This window comes from Haloterrigena turkmenica DSM 5511, assembly GCF_000025325.1.
GTDB classification, from domain to species: domain Archaea; phylum Halobacteriota; class Halobacteria; order Halobacteriales; family Natrialbaceae; genus Haloterrigena; species Haloterrigena turkmenica.
The window spans coordinates 3,332,437-3,352,842 of record NC_013743.1 but is presented as its reverse complement, the minus strand read 5'-3'; the positions used below and the strand labels follow the sequence as shown (position 1 = coordinate 3,352,842).

The 20,406-nt window shown below is 67.4% G+C and carries 25 protein-coding genes; 17 read left to right on the top strand and 8 right to left on the bottom strand.

Translation table 11 applies throughout. The annotated features are described in order from the left end of the window. Nucleotides 1–82: 82 nt before the first annotated feature. The 4 genes from HTUR_RS16050 to HTUR_RS16035 all read left to right on the top strand — a co-directional run bounded on the left by HTUR_RS16050 (nt 83) and on the right by HTUR_RS16035 (nt 3,130). Complete coding sequence (locus HTUR_RS16050) at nt 83–892, top strand: ArsR/SmtB family transcription factor (RefSeq protein ID WP_012944379.1); 810 nt, start codon at nt 83–85, stop codon at nt 890–892. A gap of 176 nt (nt 893–1,068) precedes the next feature. Then, on the top strand, nt 1,069–2,502 hold the full coding sequence (gene dnaG, locus HTUR_RS16045; RefSeq protein ID WP_012944378.1) for a DNA primase DnaG: 1,434 nt from the start codon (nt 1,069–1,071) through the stop codon (nt 2,500–2,502). Nucleotides 2,503–2,642: 140 nt separating this feature from the next. Then, the gene (locus HTUR_RS16040; RefSeq protein WP_226377456.1) at nt 2,643–2,849 is read left to right on the top strand and encodes a hypothetical protein; all 207 of its coding nucleotides are present in this window, start codon (nt 2,643–2,645) and stop codon (nt 2,847–2,849) included. 80 nt (nt 2,850–2,929) lie between these two features. Beyond that, nucleotides 2,930–3,130 carry a hypothetical protein gene (locus HTUR_RS16035; protein WP_012944376.1) on the top strand — a complete coding sequence of 67 codons (201 nt, stop codon included), beginning with the start codon at nt 2,930–2,932 and terminating at the stop codon, nt 3,128–3,130. Between the two features lie 72 nt (nt 3,131–3,202). On the opposite strand, the gene HTUR_RS16030 is transcribed toward HTUR_RS16035, so the two are convergent. Then, nucleotides 3,203–4,552: a DUF92 domain-containing protein gene (locus tag HTUR_RS16030; protein WP_049941772.1), complete on the bottom strand. Its 1,350-nt coding sequence runs from the start codon at nt 4,550–4,552 to the stop codon at nt 3,203–3,205. Between the two features lie 208 nt (nt 4,553–4,760). Here HTUR_RS16030 and HTUR_RS16025 point away from each other — a divergent pair, with 208 nt between their 5' ends. Further along, on the top strand, nt 4,761–5,366 hold the full coding sequence (locus tag HTUR_RS16025) for an undecaprenyl diphosphate synthase family protein (RefSeq protein WP_049941771.1): 606 nt from the start codon (nt 4,761–4,763) through the stop codon (nt 5,364–5,366). 68 nt (nt 5,367–5,434) lie between these two features. Here the strand turns inward: HTUR_RS16025 and HTUR_RS16020 are convergent, their stop codons facing one another. Together HTUR_RS16020 and uppS are read right to left on the bottom strand one after the other, a co-directional pair. Next, nucleotides 5,435–5,818: a DUF7344 domain-containing protein gene (locus HTUR_RS16020; protein WP_012944373.1), complete on the bottom strand. Its 384-nt coding sequence runs from the start codon at nt 5,816–5,818 to the stop codon at nt 5,435–5,437. A gap of 91 nt (nt 5,819–5,909) precedes the next feature. After that, on the bottom strand, nt 5,910–6,866 hold the full coding sequence (gene uppS / locus HTUR_RS16015; RefSeq protein WP_012944372.1) for a polyprenyl diphosphate synthase: 957 nt from the start codon (nt 6,864–6,866) through the stop codon (nt 5,910–5,912). Between the two features lie 117 nt (nt 6,867–6,983). On the opposite strand from uppS, the gene HTUR_RS16010 reads away from it, so the two are divergent. The 4 genes from HTUR_RS16010 to hemA all read left to right on the top strand — a co-directional run bounded on the left by HTUR_RS16010 (nt 6,984) and on the right by hemA (nt 10,618). Then, a complete protein-coding gene (locus tag HTUR_RS16010) occupies nt 6,984–7,391 on the top strand; it encodes a DUF5778 family protein (RefSeq protein WP_012944371.1) in 408 nt (135 codons plus the stop codon). Nucleotides 7,392–7,518: 127 nt separating this feature from the next. Further along, a complete protein-coding gene (gene ahbB, locus HTUR_RS16005; protein ID WP_012944370.1) occupies nt 7,519–8,601 on the top strand; it encodes a siroheme decarboxylase subunit beta in 1,083 nt (360 codons plus the stop codon). A 29-nt stretch (nt 8,602–8,630) separates the two neighbouring features. Beyond that, nucleotides 8,631–9,287: a precorrin-2 dehydrogenase/sirohydrochlorin ferrochelatase family protein gene (locus tag HTUR_RS16000; RefSeq protein WP_012944369.1), complete on the top strand. Its 657-nt coding sequence runs from the start codon at nt 8,631–8,633 to the stop codon at nt 9,285–9,287. After that, on the top strand, nt 9,284–10,618 hold the full coding sequence (gene hemA / locus HTUR_RS15995; protein WP_012944368.1) for a glutamyl-tRNA reductase: 1,335 nt from the start codon (nt 9,284–9,286) through the stop codon (nt 10,616–10,618). The genes HTUR_RS16000 and hemA overlap by 4 nt, the downstream gene beginning before the upstream one ends. Before the next feature lie 3 nt (nt 10,619–10,621). Here hemA and HTUR_RS15990 read toward each other — a convergent pair whose 3' ends face one another. Next, nucleotides 10,622–10,801 (bottom strand): hypothetical protein, encoded by a 180-nt coding sequence (locus tag HTUR_RS15990; protein ID WP_008893856.1) that lies wholly within the window; start codon nt 10,799–10,801, stop codon nt 10,622–10,624. Between the two features lie 232 nt (nt 10,802–11,033). Here HTUR_RS15990 and HTUR_RS15985 point away from each other — a divergent pair, with 232 nt between their 5' ends. Together HTUR_RS15985 and lwrS are read left to right on the top strand one after the other, a co-directional pair. Continuing rightward, nucleotides 11,034–11,315, top strand: a complete 282-nt coding sequence (locus HTUR_RS15985; protein ID WP_012944367.1) for a 4a-hydroxytetrahydrobiopterin dehydratase — start codon at nt 11,034–11,036, stop codon at nt 11,313–11,315. Between the two features lie 2 nt (nt 11,316–11,317). Beyond that, nucleotides 11,318–11,707: an LWR-salt protein gene (gene lwrS, locus HTUR_RS15980; protein ID WP_012944366.1), complete on the top strand. Its 390-nt coding sequence runs from the start codon at nt 11,318–11,320 to the stop codon at nt 11,705–11,707. 46 nt (nt 11,708–11,753) lie between these two features. On the opposite strand, the gene HTUR_RS15975 is transcribed toward lwrS, so the two are convergent. Then, nucleotides 11,754–12,191: a DUF7344 domain-containing protein gene (locus HTUR_RS15975; protein WP_012944365.1), complete on the bottom strand. Its 438-nt coding sequence runs from the start codon at nt 12,189–12,191 to the stop codon at nt 11,754–11,756. Nucleotides 12,192–12,376: 185 nt separating this feature from the next. Here HTUR_RS15975 and HTUR_RS15970 point away from each other — a divergent pair, with 185 nt between their 5' ends. Both HTUR_RS15970 and HTUR_RS15965 read left to right on the top strand, forming a co-directional pair. Next, nucleotides 12,377–13,006 carry an HAD family hydrolase gene (locus HTUR_RS15970; RefSeq protein WP_012944364.1) on the top strand — a complete coding sequence of 210 codons (630 nt, stop codon included), beginning with the start codon at nt 12,377–12,379 and terminating at the stop codon, nt 13,004–13,006. Between the two features lie 66 nt (nt 13,007–13,072). Further along, entirely contained in the window at nt 13,073–13,270 is a 198-nt protein-coding gene (locus HTUR_RS15965) for a hypothetical protein (RefSeq protein WP_012944363.1), read from the top strand. Between the two features lie 328 nt (nt 13,271–13,598). Here the strand turns inward: HTUR_RS15965 and HTUR_RS15960 are convergent, their stop codons facing one another. The 3 genes from HTUR_RS15960 to HTUR_RS15950 all read right to left on the bottom strand — a co-directional run bounded on the left by HTUR_RS15960 (nt 13,599) and on the right by HTUR_RS15950 (nt 16,612). Continuing rightward, nucleotides 13,599–13,862, bottom strand: coding sequence for a glutathione S-transferase N-terminal domain-containing protein (locus tag HTUR_RS15960; protein ID WP_049941918.1), 264 nt, complete (start codon nt 13,860–13,862; stop codon nt 13,599–13,601). 98 nt (nt 13,863–13,960) lie between these two features. After that, on the bottom strand, nt 13,961–14,614 hold the full coding sequence (locus tag HTUR_RS15955) for a helix-turn-helix domain-containing protein (RefSeq protein WP_012944361.1): 654 nt from the start codon (nt 14,612–14,614) through the stop codon (nt 13,961–13,963). A 126-nt stretch (nt 14,615–14,740) separates the two neighbouring features. Next, the gene (locus HTUR_RS15950) at nt 14,741–16,612 is read right to left on the bottom strand and encodes a molybdopterin biosynthesis protein (RefSeq protein WP_012944360.1); all 1,872 of its coding nucleotides are present in this window, start codon (nt 16,610–16,612) and stop codon (nt 14,741–14,743) included. Nucleotides 16,613–16,852: 240 nt separating this feature from the next. Here HTUR_RS15950 and HTUR_RS15945 point away from each other — a divergent pair, with 240 nt between their 5' ends. From HTUR_RS15945 to HTUR_RS15930, 4 genes are all read left to right on the top strand, one after another. After that, on the top strand, nt 16,853–18,337 hold the full coding sequence (locus HTUR_RS15945) for an MATE family efflux transporter (RefSeq protein ID WP_049941770.1): 1,485 nt from the start codon (nt 16,853–16,855) through the stop codon (nt 18,335–18,337). Between the two features lie 186 nt (nt 18,338–18,523). Continuing rightward, nucleotides 18,524–18,847, top strand: a complete 324-nt coding sequence (locus HTUR_RS15940; protein ID WP_012944358.1) for a hypothetical protein — start codon at nt 18,524–18,526, stop codon at nt 18,845–18,847. 37 nt (nt 18,848–18,884) lie between these two features. After that, nucleotides 18,885–19,106: a hypothetical protein gene (locus tag HTUR_RS15935; protein WP_012944357.1), complete on the top strand. Its 222-nt coding sequence runs from the start codon at nt 18,885–18,887 to the stop codon at nt 19,104–19,106. 105 nt (nt 19,107–19,211) lie between these two features. Continuing rightward, complete coding sequence (locus HTUR_RS15930) at nt 19,212–20,252, top strand: AIR synthase family protein (RefSeq protein WP_012944356.1); 1,041 nt, start codon at nt 19,212–19,214, stop codon at nt 20,250–20,252. Nucleotides 20,253–20,406 lie beyond the last annotated feature (154 nt).

Below are 20,406 nucleotides of genomic sequence, written 5' to 3'. Positions count from 1 at the left end.
CATTGGTTGTCCCAAGCTAAAATCGCTCTTTCAGACAGGACAAAACGTATAGTAATCGCCGCGCGAGTACGAAGCGAACCACATGGCCCGGCTGTTCCCGTTTCGCTCCGAACCCGCCGAAACCGAGGGCCAGCCGCGGATCGTCGGCCTCGAGGGCGAGGACGCAGACGCGGTGTTCAGCGCGCTCTCCTCGACGACGGCCCGGCGGATCTACGCGCGCCTCGACGAGGAGCCCGCGACGCCCAGCGACGCCGCCGAGGCCATCGACTCCTCGATCCAGAACGTCCGCTATCACCTCGAGAACTTGGAGGAGGCGGGGCTCGTCGAGGTCGTCGACACCTGGTACTCCTCGCGGGGCAACGAGATGAGCGTCTACGCGACGACCGACGGACCGCTGATCGTCACGAGCGACGAGTCGACGGCCAGCCGGCTTCGCGAGGCCCTCTCGCGGTTCGTCGGCGGGGTCGCGCTGCTCGCCGCCGGCGGCCTGTTCGTCCAGTACAGTCTCACGCGGTGGGCCGAGTCGGTGACTGAGTCCGCGCCAGCCGAAACGGCGCCGACGGGCGCTGCCGGGGACGAGGGCGACGGAACGAGTGGTGACGGAACGGACGCAGGCGGGGACGGCGGAACGGGATCCGCCGAGGAGCAGTCGGATGACGTCGGAATCACCAGTGACGAACCCAGCGGCGACGGCGCGTCGAGCCTCGACGACAACGGGACGACCGAGAACGCGACCGGTAACGAGACCGTCGACGGAGCGACTGACGGCGCCGCGGACGTGGCCGACGCGATCTTCGACGTCGCGCCGCCGGGCCTGCTCTTCTTCCTCGGCGGCCTGCTCGTGTTGCTCGCCGTCACGGCCTACTGGTACTGGTACCGTCCAGCGTACTGAGTCCCGCTCGAGGCGACTCGAGGGCGTTCCGATCGCCGGCGCCGTCGGATCTCTACCGGCGGTCGATTCGATCCTCGGCGGTCTGGAAGGTCAACAGCTATTTCCCCGTCACGATCCAAAACCTACATAAACCGATCGCGATCCCGACCGCGGGACCGCGCAGCGAGGACAGATCTATGGAAGACACGTCGAAATATCTCATCCACGCCGATGTTACGGCCGAGGGCGTCGTCGAGCGGAGCGACGTCGTCGGCGCGATCTTCGGTCAGACCGAAGGCCTGCTCGGCGACGAACTCGATCTCCGCGACCTCCGCCAGTCACAGAAAGTCGGACGCATCGACGTCGAAATCGTCAGCACGGGCGGCCAGTCTCGGGGCCACCTCACCATCGCGACCAGCCTCGACAAGGTCGAGACCGCGACGCTCGCCGCCGCCCTCGAGACGATCGACCGGGTCGGTCCCTGTCGGGCCGACCTCGAGGTGACCGAGATCGAGGACGTCCGCGCCGCCAAGCGCAAGGCGGTCGTCGACCGCGCGAAGGAACTGCTCCAGACGGGGTTCGACGACAGCGTGATGTCCTCCGAGGAGATCCTCGCGGAGGTCCGCCAGCACGTCCGCGTCGAGGACATCACCGAGTACGAGGGACTCCCCGCCGGTCCTCGCGTGACCGACAGCGACGCGATCATCGTCGTCGAGGGGCGAGCCGACGTCCTCACCCTCCTCAAGTACGGCGTCAAGAACGCCATCGCGGTCGAGGGAACCAACGTCCCCGACGCGGTGGCCGAACTGACCCACCACCGCACGGTCACGGCGTTCCTCGACGGCGACCGAGGCGGTGACCTCATCTTAGAGGAACTCTCTCAGGTCGGCGACGTCGACTACGTCGCGTTCGCGCCGGCCGGTGAGTCCGTCGAGGACTTGGACCACCACCAGCTGTTCACCGCCCTGCGGAACAAGGTCCCCTACGACACCGTCTCGGGGATGAACGAACCCCGCGAGGCCGTCGCCGCGACTGACGGCAGTTCGACGCCGGCCCCGGCGCCGACCGAGTCGACGACCGACCGCGACGCCGACGGCTCGTCGCAGGCGATCGACGGTCCCACGACGTCGCCACCCGAGACGGCGAGTCCATCGGCGCCGACGGGCGACGTAGACGGCAGGAGTGAGACCGTCGACGACGGTGCCGCCCGCGACGACGTCTCCGACGCGTCGGCAACGGAACCGACCGCCGAGTCGGCGTCGGCCGAGACCGGTTCCGACGCGGCGGCTGAGGACGATACCAGCGACGACGCCGAACCCGAGACCGTCTACGGCCACGCGACGGTGATCGTCCGGCGGAACACCGACCGCGTCCGCTTTCTCGACGCCGACGGCGACGCCGTCGAGGAGGCCGACGCAAGCGAGGCCTACGACACCCTCGAGGGACTCGAGACGGCGCCGACGACGATCGTCTTGGACGAGATCCTCGACCAGCGACTGCTCGACCTCGCGGCGGACCGCGGCGTCGAGTTGATCGTCGCGCGCTCGCTGGGCCAGTTCACCAAGCGACCGACCGGTGTTCGAATCCACGCGATCGACGAGATCGCGGACGAACCGCCGAACGCAGAGTAGCGTCGCCGTCGGGTCGCTCCGAGCACGCCTCGAGGCGCGATCCGGGTTCTCGAGTCGGCCGTCTCCTCTCCACAAGACTGAAGGTAGTCCTGAATGACACTTCGACCAAGATGGGACTATCAGCGCTCGATTCGGTCTCTATGCCTTGGATCGGAAAGTTCCTCGCAGCCGTCGTCGTCGGGCTCGGTATCGGCACGCTCGTGCCACCGGAACCCGTCGCGGTTCCGGCCGTCGGCACCGTCTCCGGACTGCTGGTCGGGAGCGTCGCCATCGGCGTCGGGGGCGGCCTGTACCTGTGGATTCGACGGTCGACCGGCGGCTGTGGCTGCGGTGGCTCCTGTGGCTAATAACGCGGCGCTCGCGGGGACTCCCAGCGAGCGGGACTCGGGCGAGTAATTGATAAGCCGATAGCGCTGAGCGAGCGGTAATGACACCACCGGGAACAGCTGCGCTCGCGTTGCTCGGCGTCTGGATGCTCACGGTCTTCTGGGCGACCGCTACCAGCGCGACGACGCAAGCGCACGCCGATGACCGACCCGATAACATCGTTCCCGACAGTCGACTCGACGACCTCGAGGCGTCGACCGAGAGAACCGCCGAACGCTCGTTCCGTACCGCCGACGACTGAGGCCAGTCAGTCGCGGTCGAGCGGATGGAATACGTCTCGTTTTCGCAGCACTTGTCGCTCGGTGTTCCCGTCTCAGCCGAGCACGGCAAACGACAGGACCAACAGTGCACAGACCAGCGCGCCCGAGAGCGTCGCGAGGAAGTTGACGCTCTGGTTGCCGAGCACCCGTCCCTCGAGGGTCGCACCCAGCAGGCTGTCGACGGTCATGCCGACGACGCCGGCGGCGACGATGATCGCCGCGCCGACGGTCGTGACCGCGTCGAAGAGGCCGTAGGAGATGCCGGCGACGACAGCGGCGCCCGCGACGCCGGCGATCTCGCCCTGCCAGGTGACACCGCCGTCGGTGCCGGGTTCGACGGGCTCTAAGGTGGTTATCAGCCGCGGCGTCTCGAAGACGCTGCCAATCTCGCTCGAGAGGGTGTCGCTCATCGCCGTGGCGACGGAGCCGGCGAAGGCGAACAGGAACAGGCTCGGCTCCGGATTGCCGGGCAACAGCGTCGCCGAACTGGCCGCATAACCCAGGACGGCCCCGAGCGCGACGGCGGCGTTGCCCAGGACGTTCCCGCTGCCCCGGGCGCCGTTGTTATCCTCGGCGACGCCCCGTTCGGCTTTCTCCTCGTAGCGGTACTTCGAGGAGAGGCCGCCGATGGCGAAAAAGGAGATGAGGACGGCGAACCAGCCGTAGCCGCCGAGGACGATCGTCAGCAGCCCCAGCAGGATGCCGGTGAGCATCCCCGCGATCGAGGCCGTCTCGAGGGCGTAGGAGGCGTAGCCGAAGGCGACGGTGACCGCGAGCGCGGCGACGATCTCGCCGCCAGAGAGGGCCAGCGCCGGCTCGAGCTCCGCGAGCAGCCAGCCGAGGAGGCCGACGGTGAGCATGACGACGGGATCGTCGTTCGCGAACAGGATGTCCCGGAGCAGCGACGCCAGCAACGCGCCGCTGGCCCCGAGGAAGAGCATCGTCGGCAGCGCCGGCGACAGCGACTCGAGGGTGGCGCCGTCGGCGATCGAGCGCGCCGCGGATTGGCCGGCGACGGCGGCGACGGTCGCGACGACGCAGAAGGCTGCCGTGTGGACGACGTCGCGATCGGTCCACCGGTGGGCGAGTTGCTCGGCGAGGTTGCCGTACCCGACCAGCAGGACGGTCCCGACGAAGACCGCGACCGACATCGACGTCGTAACCGCGATGAGACCGAGCGTGGCCCCTGCGAGCACGAGCGTGACGATGCCGTAGAGACGCCCCGCCTCGTAGTCGCTCGGATAGGCCAGCAGTTCGAAGAGCGGCCCGTCGGTCACGGCGAGCGCCCCGAGGACCGCGACGGCGGCGATCGCAGCCCCGACCCGCGGGTTACCGAGCGGAACGGCGAGTGCGAGCGTACAGAGGGCTGCAAACACGCCTGCTCGCCGAACAGGTGCTGTCACGATATCGAGTCCTTTCTGTGGCGTTCACTTGAACCTTCGTGAACTTCGCTGTGGCCGTTCTGACACGCCTCACTGGGTGTTTCGTCGGAACCCCACCGTTCTGACGCCGACGGTTCGGCCACGGGCCGGACGATCGCCGGCCGAGACCGGGAATCGCTGCCCGCGAAAACCCGAAACCGGTATGAGATCGGACGGGAAACGCAGTACCGTGGGTCTGTACGAACAGTATCTCGGCCTCCGGATCCGTCGCCACGACGGCGAACTCCCCGATCATATCGCGCTCGTCATTACCGAGCGCGACCTCTTAGAGCGGGACGCCTACGGAACGCTGACGGACTTCTTCGCGTGGGCCTTCGAGTACGCCACCCAGGTGACCGTCTACGTCAGCGTCCTCGACGCCGCGGCGGTGCCGGCCCTGCGACGCGAACTCGAGACCCTCGAGGCGCCCCGCGAGGTGGCCGTCCGCGGCCCAGACGATCGAACGCCAGCGGAGGCACCCATTCGCATCGGAATCGGACTCGGCGGGAAACACGAGTTCACCAGCGCGGTCCGGACGCTCGCGGAACACGTCGACGACGGGCAGCTAGCGCCCGAGGAGATCGACGACGAGCGGGTCGAGAATCACCTCGTTTTCCCCTCCGAGCCCGACCTCGTGATCAAGACCGGTGCCGAGCGGCTCTCGGATTTCATGATCTGGCAGTCGGTCTACTCGGAGCTGTACTTCACGGACGTCAACTGGCGAGACTTCCGCAAGCGGGACTTCCTGCGGGCCGTCCGGGAGTACTGTAACCGCTCGCGTCGGTTCGGTCGGTGAACTACCCCTGCCTACTCGCCCGCTTCGCGAACTCCTTGAGGACGGGGGCTTAGCGCCCTCATTTTCAGCTAACGACGCCGGTCGCGAATGTCGCTCGACTCGCGGTCGTCGTCGTCCGGCAGCGTTCCCAGCGGCTCCTCGAGGGCGACGACGGGGCCCGACAGATGGACGGTTCCGGCTCGGAGATCGTACTCGAGCAGTCCGTAGTCCTCGAGTTTCGGCAGTGTCACGTGAACGAGCGTGATGCGGGCCGTTGTCCGAGTCCGCCCGTCGTCGACCGCGGCGACGTCGGCCGCCAGTCGGTCGAGCGAGACCGGCGGGTCACACCGCGACAGCACCCGAAGCGCGATCCGCGTCCGCGAACTCCCGAGCAGGGTCGCAGCCGCCTCTGTCGAGCAATTCGCCAGTTGCGTGAGCCGCTCGATGTCGACGACGCTGCCAGCAACTACCATGGTTATTACTTTTATACATATACTGGTAAAATTTTTTGGATCGTGGCGGGTCTCCTGCTGCGACTGCGAGCGTGTCAGCGGTCGCTAACGATCAGTCGGCGGCCCGACTGCTCGAGTCGATCCCGTCGCCCTGCTCGTTTTGAATCGCGTCTAACTCCTCTGGATCGGGCTGCTCGGCCGTCGGGAGCGAGTCGCGGAACCGCTCGACGACCGACTTCGCCTCCGCGAGTTCGGCGTCGCTGACGGCGCCGAGAAGGGCCAGCGCGCGTCGAGCGCGGTTCCGCCGCCAGGATTCGGCGCGGTGTTCGTAGGTTCGGATCCCCCGCAGGAAGTCCGTCTTGGAGAACTCCGGCCAGTAGGGCGTACAGAAGAAGACGGCCGCCTCGTTGCCGTTGGCGTGCCACGGCAGGAAGTTCGAGGTCCGTTCGTCCCCGCCGGTCCGGATGATCAGGTCGACGTCCCGAACCGGCCGCTCGTAGAGGCGGTCCTCGATCGTCTCGACGTCGATCTCGTCGGGCTCGAGCCGTTCGTTTTCGACGTCGGTCGCGACGCCTCGGGCGGCCTCGAGCAGCTGGGAGCGGCCGCCGTAGGCCAGCGCGATGTTGAGCACGAACTGATCGTAGCCGCGGGTGCGCCGTTCGGCGTAGTCGACGGCCTCGCGGACCCGCTCGGGGAGCCGGTCGACGTCGCCGAGCGCTCGGATGCGGACCCCGTTGTCGTGGACGCGGTCGGCGTCCCCGAACTCGTGGAGTTTCCTCTCGAGGAGATCGAACAGTTGCTCGTTCTCCTCGTCGGGTCGATCGAAGTTCTCCGTCGAGAACGTGTACAGCGTCAACTCTTCGACGCCGATGTCCTGGCACCACTCGAGGACCCGTTCGGTCGTCTGTGCACCTTCGCGGTGGCCCTCGGGAGCGTCGTCGCCCTTGCGGCGGGCGTACCGTCGGTTCCCGTCTTGAATCACTGCGACGTGGGTCGGTGCGCCGGAAATCTCCCGCGAGAGCAACCCCTCGTAGGCAGCGTCGACGCGTTCACGGAGCCACCGCTTCATTATCGGAGTAAAGGTCTTCTATCCCTATGTGTCTTGTGTGGCATCTAGCAGCATGAGAACGCAAGCTCCTCGAGAAAATCGTGACCGCTATCCGTTCGGCCCCGTTCAGTTCTGACAATGGCAGACGCGATCGACGACGACCTCTACCAGCGAACCAAGGCACTGCTCGAGCCCGGCGAGATCGATCTCAACGGGGCGATCGTTCACACCGACTACGACGGTCAGGCAGACGTCCAGATGATGCAGGCGACCCTCGACGTCGGCGATATCATCGCCGAGCGCTCGGAGTACGATCCCGAGGACTGCTACGTCTACTCGGGGAACGACGACCCCGATTTCTCCTCGAACCAACACCAAGGGCTGACCCTGGACGACGAGGAGTTCGTCTGGGAGTGTCAGCAACTGCTTCGGGATGGGAGCTTCGACATCGTCATCTACTACCGGGCGACGGCGGACCACGAGGCCATTCTCGAGGATATCCGCGAGCTCGGCCACGAGGTCACCGGCGTCCGAGGCGACGAGTAGGGGACCGAGCCGACGCGGCGATTTTCGGACAGCTGTCGCCTCCGTACGGGACCCTCGAGCGGGTCCGAGTCGTCCCGAGGAGCACGTCTCCGAGTTCCTTATAGTTCGGTAGTCCGGAGTGCCGCGTATGACCACTGACGTCGACCTCACGGAGCGCGAGCGGGCGGTCGTCAACGCTTTTCAGGGCGGATTCCCGGTCACTGAACGGCCGTTCGAACCGGCCGCAGCCGCCATGCGCGACCGCGGGGTCGACATCACGGCGGACGGATTGCTCGAGACGATCCGCGAGTTGGACGAGCGCGGCGTCCTCTCCCGGTTCGGCCCGCTCGTCAACGCCCAGGAGATCGGCGGCGCGGCGACGCTGGTCGCCATGCACGCCCCCGAGGATCGGTTCGACGAGATCGTCGAGCAGGTCAACGCCCACCGCGAGGTCGCCCACAACTACGAGCGCGAACACCCCCATCTCAACGTGTGGTTCGTCGTCTCGGTGGCTGACGGGGATCGCGTCGAAGAAGTCCTCGCGGCGATCGAGGCCGAGACCGGACAGGAAACGTACAACCTGCCCAAACAGCGGGAGTTCCGCGTCGAGGCGAAGTTCTACGTCGACGGCCCGCTGGACGGCGACGGCGACGTCGAGCGCGCCGGAATCGACTGCACCGAGCTGGGCCCCGACGTGACTCCGGTCGACAGCGAGACGCTCTCGCCGGCCGAACGCGACCTGCTCCTCGAGGTCCAGAACGGGCTCCCCCTCACCAAGACGCCGTACGCCGACGTCGCCGACGCGATCGGTCGAGAGACCGAGTGGGTCCTCGAGACGATCAAACGGTTCGAACGGGAGGGGAAGATCCGCCGGATCGGCGTCGTGCCGAACCACTACGCGCTGGGCTACACGGAGAACGGGATGACGGTCTGGAACGTGCCCGACGACAGAGTCGCGGAGGTCGGTCCCGAGATCGCCGCCCTCCCCTTCGTCACCCACTGTTACGAGCGCCCGCGCCACGAGGAGGTCTGGCCGTACAACTTCTTCGCGATGACCCACGGCCGCAGCGAGGACGAGAGCCGGCGGCGAATCGAACAGGTTCGGGAACGGATGGACGACTACTGGGACGTAACTGCCGACGACTGGGATACCTTGCACTCCACACAGATATTGAAGAAAACGGGTATTCGTTTGGACGAGCGTGCCGATGCGAACACGGAGGCCGAGTAACGGATGACGAACGAGCGCTCGATACCAGAATGATCCCACTCCTGCACGATTTCACGGGCGCCACGGTGCTCGTCTTCGGCGGCGGTCGGGTCGGCTCGCGGAAGGCCCGACGGTTCGCCCGCGAGGCCGACGTGGTCGTCGTCAGTCCCGCGTTCGCCGATCGGGACTTCGGCTCGGCCGAACTGATCCGGGCCGCACCTAACCCGGCCGACATCGACGACTGGCTCGAGCGGACCGACCCCGCGCTGGTCGTCGCCGCGACCGACGACGCGGCGCTCAACGAGGCCGTCGCGGAGGCGGCCCGAGCGCGCGGCGCGCTGGTCAACCGCGCCGATCGATCGGGCGAGCGCGACGTCGGCAGCGTCGTCGTCCCCGCGACCGTGCGCGAGGATCCCGTCGTCGTCTCGATCGCGACCGGCGGCACCGCGCCCGCGTTGAGCAAGTATCTCCGACAGGACCTCGAGGAGACGCTCGCCGGCGCGGGGGAGATGGCGCGGGTCTGTGCCGCGTTGCGCACGGAACTGAAATCCCACGATATCTCGCCCGAGCGACGGCGGGAGATCGTCACCGACGTCGTCAATTCTCCGGACCTTTGGACAGCTTTACGTACCGGTACTTCCAACTATCGTCAAGTGATTGAGGACGTGCTGGGCGAAGAGCTATATACTGGGAGTGATCGACCATGATCTCGGCCGGAGTCGTCACGGCTGCGCGCGTAACACACGAGAGCGGCAGCGTCGACGACCTCGCGGACGCGAGTCCCGAGAGCCAGCGCGACGCCGTCGCCGACTTGTGTTCGGTGCCGGAGATCGAGGAGGCGTACGTGCTCTCGACCTGTAACCGCGTCGAGGCCTACGTCGTCGGCACCGACGCCTCCGTCGGGCGAGCCGCACTCGAGGAGTTCTTCGCGGCGGTCGACGACGACGCGGTCGTCGTCAGCGACCACGACGGGAGCTTACACCACCTGCTGTCGGTCGCGGCCGGCCTCGAGTCGGTCGTCCTCGGCGAGGATCAGATTCTCGGACAGGTTCGGACCGCCTACGAGGACGCCCGGACCATCGGTGGCATCGGCGAGATGCTCGAGACCGCCGTGACGAAGGCGATCCACGTCGGCGAGCGGGCGCGCACCGAGACCGAGATCAACGAGGGCGTCGTCTCGCTGGGGTCAGCGGCGACGAAACTCGCCGGCCGCGAAATCGATATCGATGGAACGACCGCGCTCGTCGTCGGCGCCGGCGAAATGAGTCGGCTCGCGGCTCGTAGCCTCGCCGACACCGGGGTCGACGAAGTGGTCGTCGCGAACCGGACGGTCGCCCACGCCGAACACCTCGCGGCCGAACTCGACGTCGACGCCGAGGCAGTCCCGCTGGAGGCGCTTTCCGCCGTCGCCGGCGACGCCGACGTCGTCGTCACCGCGACCGGCAGCGAGGAGCCGATCCTCGAGCCGGACCACCTCGCAACCGACGGCGGCGCCGACGCCGAGGCCGGGACGGACCGGGTCGTCGTCGACCTCGGACAGCCCCGTGACGTCGAGCCGGCTGCCGGCGAACTCTCGACCGTCGCCGTCTACGACCTGGACGACCTCGAATCGATCACCGAGGAGACCCGCGAACAGCGCGCGGACGCGGCCAGTGAGGTCGAATCGATGGTCGACCGCGAGTTCGACCTGCTCTGTGACCAGTACAAACGTGCCCGCGCCGACCAAGTGATCGCCGCGATGTACGAGTCCGCCGAGCGCATGAAAGAGCGCGAACTCGAGACGGCCCTGTCGCGACTCGAGGGCGAAGAGTTCACCGCGGAACAGCGAGAGGTCGTCGAGGCGATGGCCGACGCGCTGGTCAACCAGTTGCTCGCGCCACCGACCAAGAGCCTCCGCGAGGCGGCGGCCGAAGACGACTGGAGCACGATCAACACCGCCCTTCAGCTGTTCGATCCCGATTTCGCCGGCGACGACGGCCCGGTCGCCCCACCCGTCACCGGCACCGCCTCGCCGCTCGAGGCGACCGACGACGACTAACGGTCAGTGCCAGAGCTTCGTCGCGTCGACGATATCGAGGGCGTCGTCGGCTTCGACTTCCCATATTCTGAGGACGAGGTGTGCCTTGCAGTAGTACTCGGTCGTCTCGATCCCGGTGTGTTCGTTTTTGAGAACGAGTTGGCACGTCTCGTCGTTCGCACAGTCGCCTGACCGGTCACACATTACACTGCCAGCACGTACTCCGTTCGTGGATAAGTCCTTGTCGGCGCCACGATCGTCCGCGGCCTCGGCTCCGGCTATCGATTCGGCTTGTAATGTACGTTGTCGTATGACGCGACTATTGTCATCGTGGCCGCTGCATCTCGATTTGATCCGCTCGAGGGGGTCTCGAGACCCGTCGCGGCGAATACGCCGTGGCACAATCGTTATCTGATTGGCTTCCGTTCGAGCGACTATGGCCGACCTACTTTCCGACGACGAGATCGACGCGCAACTGCCCGACGAGTGGACCCGCGAGGGCGACGAGATCGTTCGTTCCTACGAGTTCGACGACTACCTCCGCGGCGTCAACTTCGCCCAGATGGTCGGCGAGATCGCCGAGGCGCAGTTCCACCATCCCGAGATCGTCATCCGCTACGAGGAAGTCGAGATCCGCCTGACCTCCCACGAGGAGGGCGGGATCACGGACCAGGACATCGAGATGGCCGAACTGATCGAGTCCGAGCGCGACGCCTGAGGATGGACGCCCGGTACGTCTTCCGCGCCGAACTCCGCCTCGAGGCCGACGAGCCCGGGGTCCGCCTCGAGCCGTCGACGACCGAGACGACCGTCACCGTCTTTCGCGAGGCCCCGGAGCCGGGCGAGGAGGGCTGGCTCTTCTTCCGCGATGCGCTGTGGCGCGGCGAGGTGGGCGACGCCGACTACGGCCGCCGACTCGCCGAGGAGTGGCTCGGCGAACCCGTCGAGTCCGTCTCGTTTCGCGAGCTACAGGTCGACGAGGGGTACTTTGCGGCGCTGAAGGACGCGATCGCCGACGACCTCGACCTCTTTAACGCCGACAACGTGTCGGAGGTGCTCTCGAAGTATCTCGGCTCGAGCATCCGAGTGACGGATACCGAGGACGAGTAGCGCCGAACCGCATCGGGTTCGGTCGCGAGCACCGCGACGGCTCGTTTCAGCCCTGATCGGTCGGCGCCCCGTCCGCGCCCTCTCCTGTCAACGAGTCTACACCGTCGGGCGTCGCACACGCCTCGAGTACCGCTTCGAGCGGTTCCGGGAGGTGCTCGAGACGCAGCGTTTCGGTTCGCCGATCGTACGAGACGATGCCCGCGGCCGCCAGCGCCGGGACGTCGGCGTGGACGAGCATCGTTTCGACCTCTTTCCGGTGTGTCTCGTCGACGGCGTCGGGAGTCGCCCCGGCCAGTTCCGCGGCGATCCGTCTCGCGAGGACAGACAGTTCCTCGACGTTCCGTTCGCGCATCACGTACAGCGCGTAGCGCCGCCGCCGTTCGCCCAGCAACCGCAGGAATTCGTCGAGATCGGATCCGCCGCCGTCGACCGCGTCCGTCGGAGTCTCTGTCCCGTTTCGACTACTATCGTCGTTCTTCGTCATAGTATAATTGACTGGTACCACTCGGTTATATATTGTGGATAGTGCCTCTCTCGACGGCCGTGCGATTTACCGCTACTGAGTGTGATATTTGTGCCCGGGTCCCACTACCGGTCGCGACGGGCCGCCGTGCTCGGCTGCGAAGGGGCGATACATCTTTACTCGAGACGCTCGTACCACAGTGTCCGATGGACGGCGAGTACGACTTCTGGCTGCTCGACCTCGACGGCACGCTCGTCGACGTCGAGTGGTCCTACACCCGGGACGTGTTCGACCGGGTCGGTGAACGACTCGAGTACAAATTCACCGACCGGGAGGCCGACATCCTCTGGAGCGGGCTGACCGGCTCTCGAGACCGACAGCTCCGACAGTGGGGCATCGATCCCGACGAGTTCTGGACCGTCTTCCACGACGAGGAGGATCCGATGGTGCGGGCCGAACAGACGTATCTCCACGACGACGCCGCGTTCGTCGCCGACCTCGAGGAACCCGTGGGGCTAGTGACCCACTGCCAGGAGTTCCTCTGCGAGCCGGTGCTCGACCGCCTCGGCATTCGCGACTGGTTCGACGCCCGCCTCTGTTGTACGCCCGAGACGGGGTGGAAACCCGACCCGAACCCCGTCTACCGCGTGATGGACGACCTCGGCGTCGGCGAGAACGGTCACGCGGGCGTCCTCGCTGGCGACGGCGCCGGCGACGTCGGCGCGGCCTGGAACGCCGGCCTCGACGCGATCCACGTCGAGCGCGTCGGCCACGAGCGCCGCGGTCGGTGCGTCCGCGGCGACTACCGCGTCGAGTCGTTCGACGAACTGTTCTGATCGACTCGCGGTTCCCGAACACCGAAAAAGCTTCAGGAGCGTGGTCGCAGATAGCGATAGAGACGAATGAAGTACTGTCTGCACTGCGACTGGCATGCGAGCGCGACCGACGAACCGTCCGCCCGGGCTCGATCGCGTGCGGCGATCGACCACCACGTCGAGACCGGCCACGCCGTCGACTCGAGCGACGGCGTCATCCCCCCGCAGTTGCCCGACGTCCCCGCCGAGATCTTCGTCGACGATCTGGTCCCCTCGAGCGACTGACTTTCGACTCGGATTTTCCGCGGACCGGGCCGATGTGGCGGCGACCGCTCGGTTCGTCGGTCATCAGTTCGGCCCTATCGGAGTCGCATACCGGTGGTGTTTTATGACGAGAGGCGAAAGGGAGGGTAGACGGCACGGTCAGCAGTCACCTTTCAGCCCGCGTGGTCTCCACGTGGGTTCACCTGCCTTGACCTACCCCGTCACTTCAACACTCGAGAGCGGCTGCTATGGCGGGTTCTGAATACGTCGACTACCCTTCGTCAGCTGTGCATACAGCCCGATTCGCTGCCAGCGTGCTCGAGACGATCGATAGAGACGCACCCGGCCGTCACTCGTAGTGCGTCTCGAGGTAGTCGACGATCTCCTCGCTTTCGTAGCGCGTCTCGCCGCGGTCGGTGTCGACGAGAAACGGAATCGCGTCCTCGCCGCCGATGTCGACCATCGCCTGCTGAGTCAGTTCGTTGAGCGTGTCGCCGCCCTCCGATCCGGGCCGTCGAGGGTTGTGGATCACGTACGAGAGGCCGAGATCGGTGAGCGTTTCTCGGACCTCGGCGCTGTGGGGACAGCCCTCCGCTTGGTAGAATTCGAGCATGTACGGCATCGTCGTCGTTCGAGGGCGTAACCCTTAGCCATGCATTCGTCGCCGCCCGCAGTCGCGTCCGGCGAGCGGGAAATCGACGACCGCTCGCGTCACTCGAGGTCCGATCGGTTACTCGCCGGCTGGAGTTCGTCGTCGACCAGCGTCTCGTAGGCCCGGCGGAACCGCTCGGACAGCGCCTGATGGGAGATCCCCAGTTCGTCGGCCAGTTCCTCCATCGAGATGCCGCGGGGAATCTCGAAGTAGCCGTGCTCGAGGGCGGCCTCGAGGGCCTCCTGCTGTTGGGGGGTGAGCTGCGTCTCGTCGTCCGCGACGCCGTTGACGTCGCTGACCCGGCGCAGGTCGGCGGAGATACCCGCCTCCTCGAGGCGGTCGTAGGCGTCGACGAGGGCGTCGCGGTCGCGAAACCGGACCCGTACCTGCCACCAGCCGTCGGTGCCCCACATCTCCAGCAGGGAGCCGCCCTCGGCGAGCAGTTCGTCGCTGAGCCGCACCGTCTCGTCCACGAAGGTCACGTCGTACAGCAGCCGGGACTCGGTCTCGACGAGGAGTTCGTGGCCCGCGACCGATGGGTCCGCCTCGAAGGCGGCCTCGGCCCGCTCGCGGTCGACGTCGGAGAGCCAGAGGGACGGTCGCGTCTTCGACACCGAGGACTCGAGTTCGAACGTGGCGTCGGGAACGTGCTCGAGGGCGACCCCCAGTGTCGTCTCCGCAGCCGGAAGGCGGAACTCGGCGATCGTGGACATTACCACTCGTACACCCTACTGGAGTAAAAAGCGCTGTTCAGACGGAGCTGACTGTCGCTCTCGCTGATACCGCCGGGGACGATCGACTATCGCGGCTCGTCCTCGGGCGGCGGATCCGAGACCCCGTTACTCGTCGGACTCGGTCCCGAACTCGCCCTCGAGGGCGGCGGCGAGTTCCCGCACGCTCTCCTTGCCCGTCCGATCGGGGTTCGCGAGGACGCGAACCGACTGCTCGCCGACGGGGACGAAGCCCAGATCGAGCCGGTCGGCGGTCTCGCGCAGTCCGAGGGCGACGTCGGCCTCGCCCGCGATGACCTTGCGGGCGGGGCTCTCGTGGGCCCGAAGGCCCAGGTCGAAGCCGTCGATGGCCTCGCGGAGGTCGCGGGCGCTCGCGTCGCGGTCAGTTGCGAGGTCCGATAGGGCCGCCTCGAGGCTCGAGCGCAGGCCCGAGTCGCTCGTCCGGTTGACGAAGCGCAGGTCGCGCTCGACCAGGTCGGCCAGGTCCTCCACTTCCTTCGGGTTGCCGGCCTGCGTGACCAGTCCCCACTCGCGGCTCCAGCGGCCGAGTTCCTCGGCGTCGACGGTCCGATCGAGCGGCCCCGCCGCGACCGCGACGTCCGGCACGCCCTCGCGGAGCCGTCGCAGTCCGGGACGGGTGCCCACCGAGAGGTAGCGCGGGTTCTCGAGGCCGTCGAGCAACCCGTTGAGCGTCGGATCGTCCTCGCCGACGCCCAGCAGCGTGGGCGGCCGGACGTCCGGCGAGAACAGGCGGACGGTGACGGACTCGCCTTCCTCGAGGTAGTCGGTCTCGGGGCCGACCTCGACGACGCCGTCGGCCTCGGCGAGGCTGGTCGTCGCACCGCTGCCCTTGTCGACGGGGTAGACGAGCGTCTCGCCGTTCGAATCCTCGATCAAGCCGACGGGCATCAGCCGCGTTCGGCCCTCCGCGTAGCGCTCCTCTCGGGCCATCGCCCCGGTGACGGTCGCGGCTCGGGGCTCCGGCACGCCGGCAGCCTCGCGGATCGCGGGCGCGACGAAGGTGCGAAAGACCATCATCGCGGAGACGGGGTAGCCGGGGAGCCCGACGTACGCGGAGTCCTGCAGGCGACCGACGAGCATCGGCTTCCCGGGTTTGACGCTGACGCCGTGGAGCAGCAGTTCGCCCTGTTCCTCGATCACTCGGTAGATGACGTCGACCGCGCTCGCGCTGGTCGACCCCGAGGAGAGCACGAGGTCGCACTCCTCGGCGGCCTCCCGCAGGATGCGTTCCATCTCGTCCTGTTCGTCGCCCGCGTGGGGGTAGAGCACCGCCTCGCCGCCGGCGTCCTCGACGCCCGCGGCGATCGTGTAGCTGTTGACGTCGTAGATCTCGCCGCGGTCGCTGTGGAGGTCCTCACCGGGTCGGACGAGTTCGTCGCCCGTCGAGACGATGCCGACTTTCGGGGGCGCGCGGACGGGAATCTCGTCGATCCCGAGCGCCGAGAGCAGGCCGATGTCGCGGGGGGTGATCTGCGTCCCGGGGCCGAGCGCCCGTTCGCCCGCCGCGACGTCCGCGCCGGCGAACATGACGTTGTCGCCGGGCGCGACCGACGTTCGGACCAGTACGTCGTCGCCTTCCCCGTCGATATCGGTCCGCTCGACGGGGACCATCGCGTCCGCGCCGTCGGGCATCACCGCGCCCGTCGAGATCTCGACCGCCTGGCCCTCCTCGAGCGCGACATCCGGTTCCTCGCCGGCGTGGACCTCGCCGACCACCGCGAGTCGCGCCGGATCGGCCTCGTCGGCGCCGAACGTGTCTCGGGCCCGGAGCGCGTAGCCGTCCAGGCTCGCCCGGTCGAACCCCGGCACGTCGAGTTCGGCGTCGAGTCGCGCCGCCAGCACCCGGCCGCGAGCGTTCTCGAGCGAGACGCGCTCGAGGCCGCCCTCGAGCGACAGCGAGTCGATCGCCGCCCGCGCCTCCTCGGGGGTCGCGAGATCGCGAAACTCCTTGCGTTCCATACCCGCAGTTAGCGACCCGGGGGTAAAAACGTCGGTCGAACGCGGCGACGACTCGAGCGGTCCGCGTCCGAGCGATCGGATGAACACCGTCCCGTCGGTCGGCGCTTTCGCGGCCGCATGTCAGAATCGAGAGATTTCGATAATGAACGATAATGGTATACTACTGGTTGAATGTGTGAGGATATCTCGAGACACCTCAACATATGAAGTCATTTAGTGCTCGGTCACGGACGCATCGTTGTGAGTTCTCGCTTGCGTACCGTCCCGAATCCCCTCCGCTGGCTGCTGCTCTCCGTCGGGTATCTGCTCGCGCGGCTGGGCGTGATCGCTCCCCAGCGCGTCGAGCGGACGACCGACCTCGCGTGGCCGCGGATCGTCACGGGGCTCGCCCGGATGTCGAAGTCCGCGGCGGACGTCGCGATGGTCGGGATCGCCCTCGGGCCGGCGGCGATCGCGGGCGTCGGCCTTGCGACCCCCTACTGGGGGCTGGCCTTCGGGATCAGCGGCGGAATCGCCGGCGCCACGATCAGTTTGGTCTCCCAGCGCTACACCGGCGGAACCGTCCGCGACCTCTCGCTCGCGGTGACGACCTGCGCACTCGTCACCGCCGCGATCATGCTGCCGCTCGGGGTCCTCTACGGGACGGTCCCCGAATGGTTGATCGGACTCGTCGGCAACGACGCCGCCTCGATCGCCTACGGTACCGACTACCTCCGCGTTCTCGCTCTCGGCGTCCCGTTCGCCGGGCTGAACCTCATCGGGAGCCGGACCCTCGTCGGCGCCGACGACGCGTGGACGCCGATGATGCTCCGGGCCGGCGGCGCCGTCGTCAACGTCGCGATCAACGCCGTGTTGATCTTCGTCCTGGAGATGGGCGTCGTCGGCGCGGCGATCGGGACGGTCGTCGCGAACGTCCTCGTGTTGACCGCCTTCGTCGTCGGCTTCACGACCGGCCGTCTCCCGGTTATCGGCGAATTCCCCGTCACGCTCGACCTCGAGTGGCCCCCCGTAACGCGGGCCGACGTCCGCGACGTGCTCTCGATCGGTACGCCGCTGGTCTTTACGAACGGCGCCCGCCGGGCCGCCCAGTTCCCGATGCTCGCGATCGTCGCATTGTTCGGGCCGAACGTCCTCGCGGCCTACGTCGTCGCCCGCCGCGTCCGAGACCTGATGGACACCCCCGGCTGGGGCTTCTCGCTGGCCTCGAGCAGCCTCGTCGGACAGGAACTGGGCACCGGCGACGAACGCTCCGCTGACACCTACGGCCGCGAGGTGCTCTGGTTCGGCACCGGCGTCTATCTCATCAGCGCGACGATCGTCTTCGTCTTCGCCGAGCAGGTCGGCCGCGTCTTCGTGGACGATCCGTCGATCCTCCCGCTGGTGACGACGTTCATCGCCGTCGCCTGCGTCAGCGTCGTCTTTCGCGGGATCAGCGGCGGCGCGACCGGCCCGCTGCGAGCCAGCGGCGACACCAACTGGCCGTTCTACGGGCAGGCGCTGGGGCTGTACGTCTTCGCGATCCCCGTCGCCTACCTCGGCGCCGCCGCCGTTCCGGTGCCGGGTCTCGAGGCCGCGACACCGCTCGGCATCGGCGCGCTCTACGCCGCCTTAGTCCTCGAGACGCTCGTTCCGGCCGTCGTCACCTACTACCGGTTCGAGACCGGCTCCTGGAAGGTCATCAGCCGGAGCTACCGTCCCGAGTCGGGCTCCTCGCCCGGCGACTAACCGAACGCGGCGGTCCACCGGCCCCGGTATTCGTTCTTGACAGCAATTCGCCGTCGGTCGCTCGAGTTCGTGATCACCGTTCCAGTTTCATCCCCGCTCGACCCGTCGCTACCGCCATCCTCTGTGATCTTTTATAAACGAACACGGATGAATGTCTTTTTCCGCTCGAGTGTCGAATCGCGTGGTATGGCTACCCATGGCTTTCAGGACGGGGCCGGCGCGGGCGTCTCCCTCCCCGACGCGGTACCGTTCGATCTGCCGCACTTATCGCGACTGAGCTGGGAACTCGGATCGCGCGTGGTCGACGGCGAGGACGTCGTTCGACACAGCGAGTGGGCCCGGGCGGGCCGCTCGTGGCTGCTGACGATCTTTCGGGTGACGACCAACACCGTCGTCATGCGAGTCGAGACGCCCGTCGGCCGGGAGCGCTTCTACGGCGCCGCCGAGCAGGACCTCGAGTCGGCGCTGCCGAAACTGGAGTCGGCGAGCCGCTGGCGGCGACTCGAGTAACGAACTAATTGTTACACGTCCGACTAAATAGCCGCGTATGGCAGACGCTCCGTTCGATACCGAGCGCTTCGTCGCCTCGCTCCACCGCTCGCTGCTCGGCGTCTCGCTCGCGGTCGTCGCGCTGATCGGGCTCGGCTGGTTCCTCCGTGCGGCCGCCTCCGGCGACCACGTTCTGCTCGGTGTTGGCGGGCTAGCAGTCGCGGCGTTCGCGATCGTCTGGATCGCCACGCTCTTCCTCGAGGGCGTCCGCGAGCGGTAGTCGCTGTGCGACCGGTGCTCGGTCGGTGAGTGTCGAATTCTCCGCGAGCGCTCGTGTCGCCCCGAAACCACTATCGCTAAGGCGGCTCCGTTGGACCTCTCGCTCGTGAGCGACCTCGGCAAGATCGATCGGCAGTTCTTCGACCGCCACGTCGCGCCGAACCTCGGCGCGGACCGCGACGACGTCGCCGTCGGCCCCCAGCACGGCGTCGACTTCGGCGTCCTCGAGATCGGCGGGCAGGCGCTGGTGACCGCGACCGACCCCGTCTCGATCATGCCCCAGTTGGGCCTCGAGCGCGCGGCCCGGTTCGCGCTGGACCTCGTGCTCGCGGACGTCGCCGTCAGCGGGATCCCGCCGTCGCACCTCTCGATCTGTTTTACCCTCCCCGAGACGATGACCGACGACGAGTTCGCGACCGTCTGGAAGACGATCCACGAGGAGTGCGTCGACCTCGGCGTGGCCGTCGTGACGGGCCACACCGCCCGCTACTCGGACCCCTCCCACCCGTGGGTCGGCGCCGCGACCGCGATGGCCGTCGGCGACCCCGACGAGATCGTCCGACCCGACGGCGCCCGTCCGGGCGATCGGCTGCTCCTGACGACCGGCCCCGCCGTGGAGTCAGTGGGGCTCTTGAGTACGTTGTTCGCCGACCAACTCGAGGCGGCGCTACCCGGCGACGTGATCGACGACGCGCAGGACCGACTCGAGGAGGTCTACTGCGTCCGGGACGCCCTCGCAGCGGCCGCCGCGGGGCCGGTGACGGCGATGCACGACGTCACCGAGGGCGGTCTCGCGGGCGCGTTGAACGAGATGGCCGACGGCGCCGGCGCTCGGTTTTCGGTCGATCGAGACGCCGTTCCGATGCGTCCCGGAGTACAGGAGGTGTGTGACCACCTCGAGATCGATCCCTGGGCCGCGACCAGCAGCGGCTCGTTGCTGCTCGCGGTCGCTCCCGAGGGTGTCGACGACGTGGTCGCGGCGCTCGAGGACCGGGACACCGTCGTCGCCGAAATCGGCCGGGTGGAGGAACCGAGCGGTACGGACGGAGACGGCGAGGTCGTCGTCGACGGCGACCGACTTCCGCACCCGAGCGTCGACCCCTCGTGGCGGGCGTACGCCGAACTGGCCGATTCAGCGGGCGAATAGCCGGGTTTCAGGAACGAGCTGCTGCCTTGAACGAGAATCGAGGACGTGACTTCGCTGTTCTTCTGCGCCGTTCCTTTCACCCGTTCGCTGCTCTCAGGTATGCCGGGAAAGTCGACTCTCACGATCGTCGACCATGACCGCTTTGTACAACCGG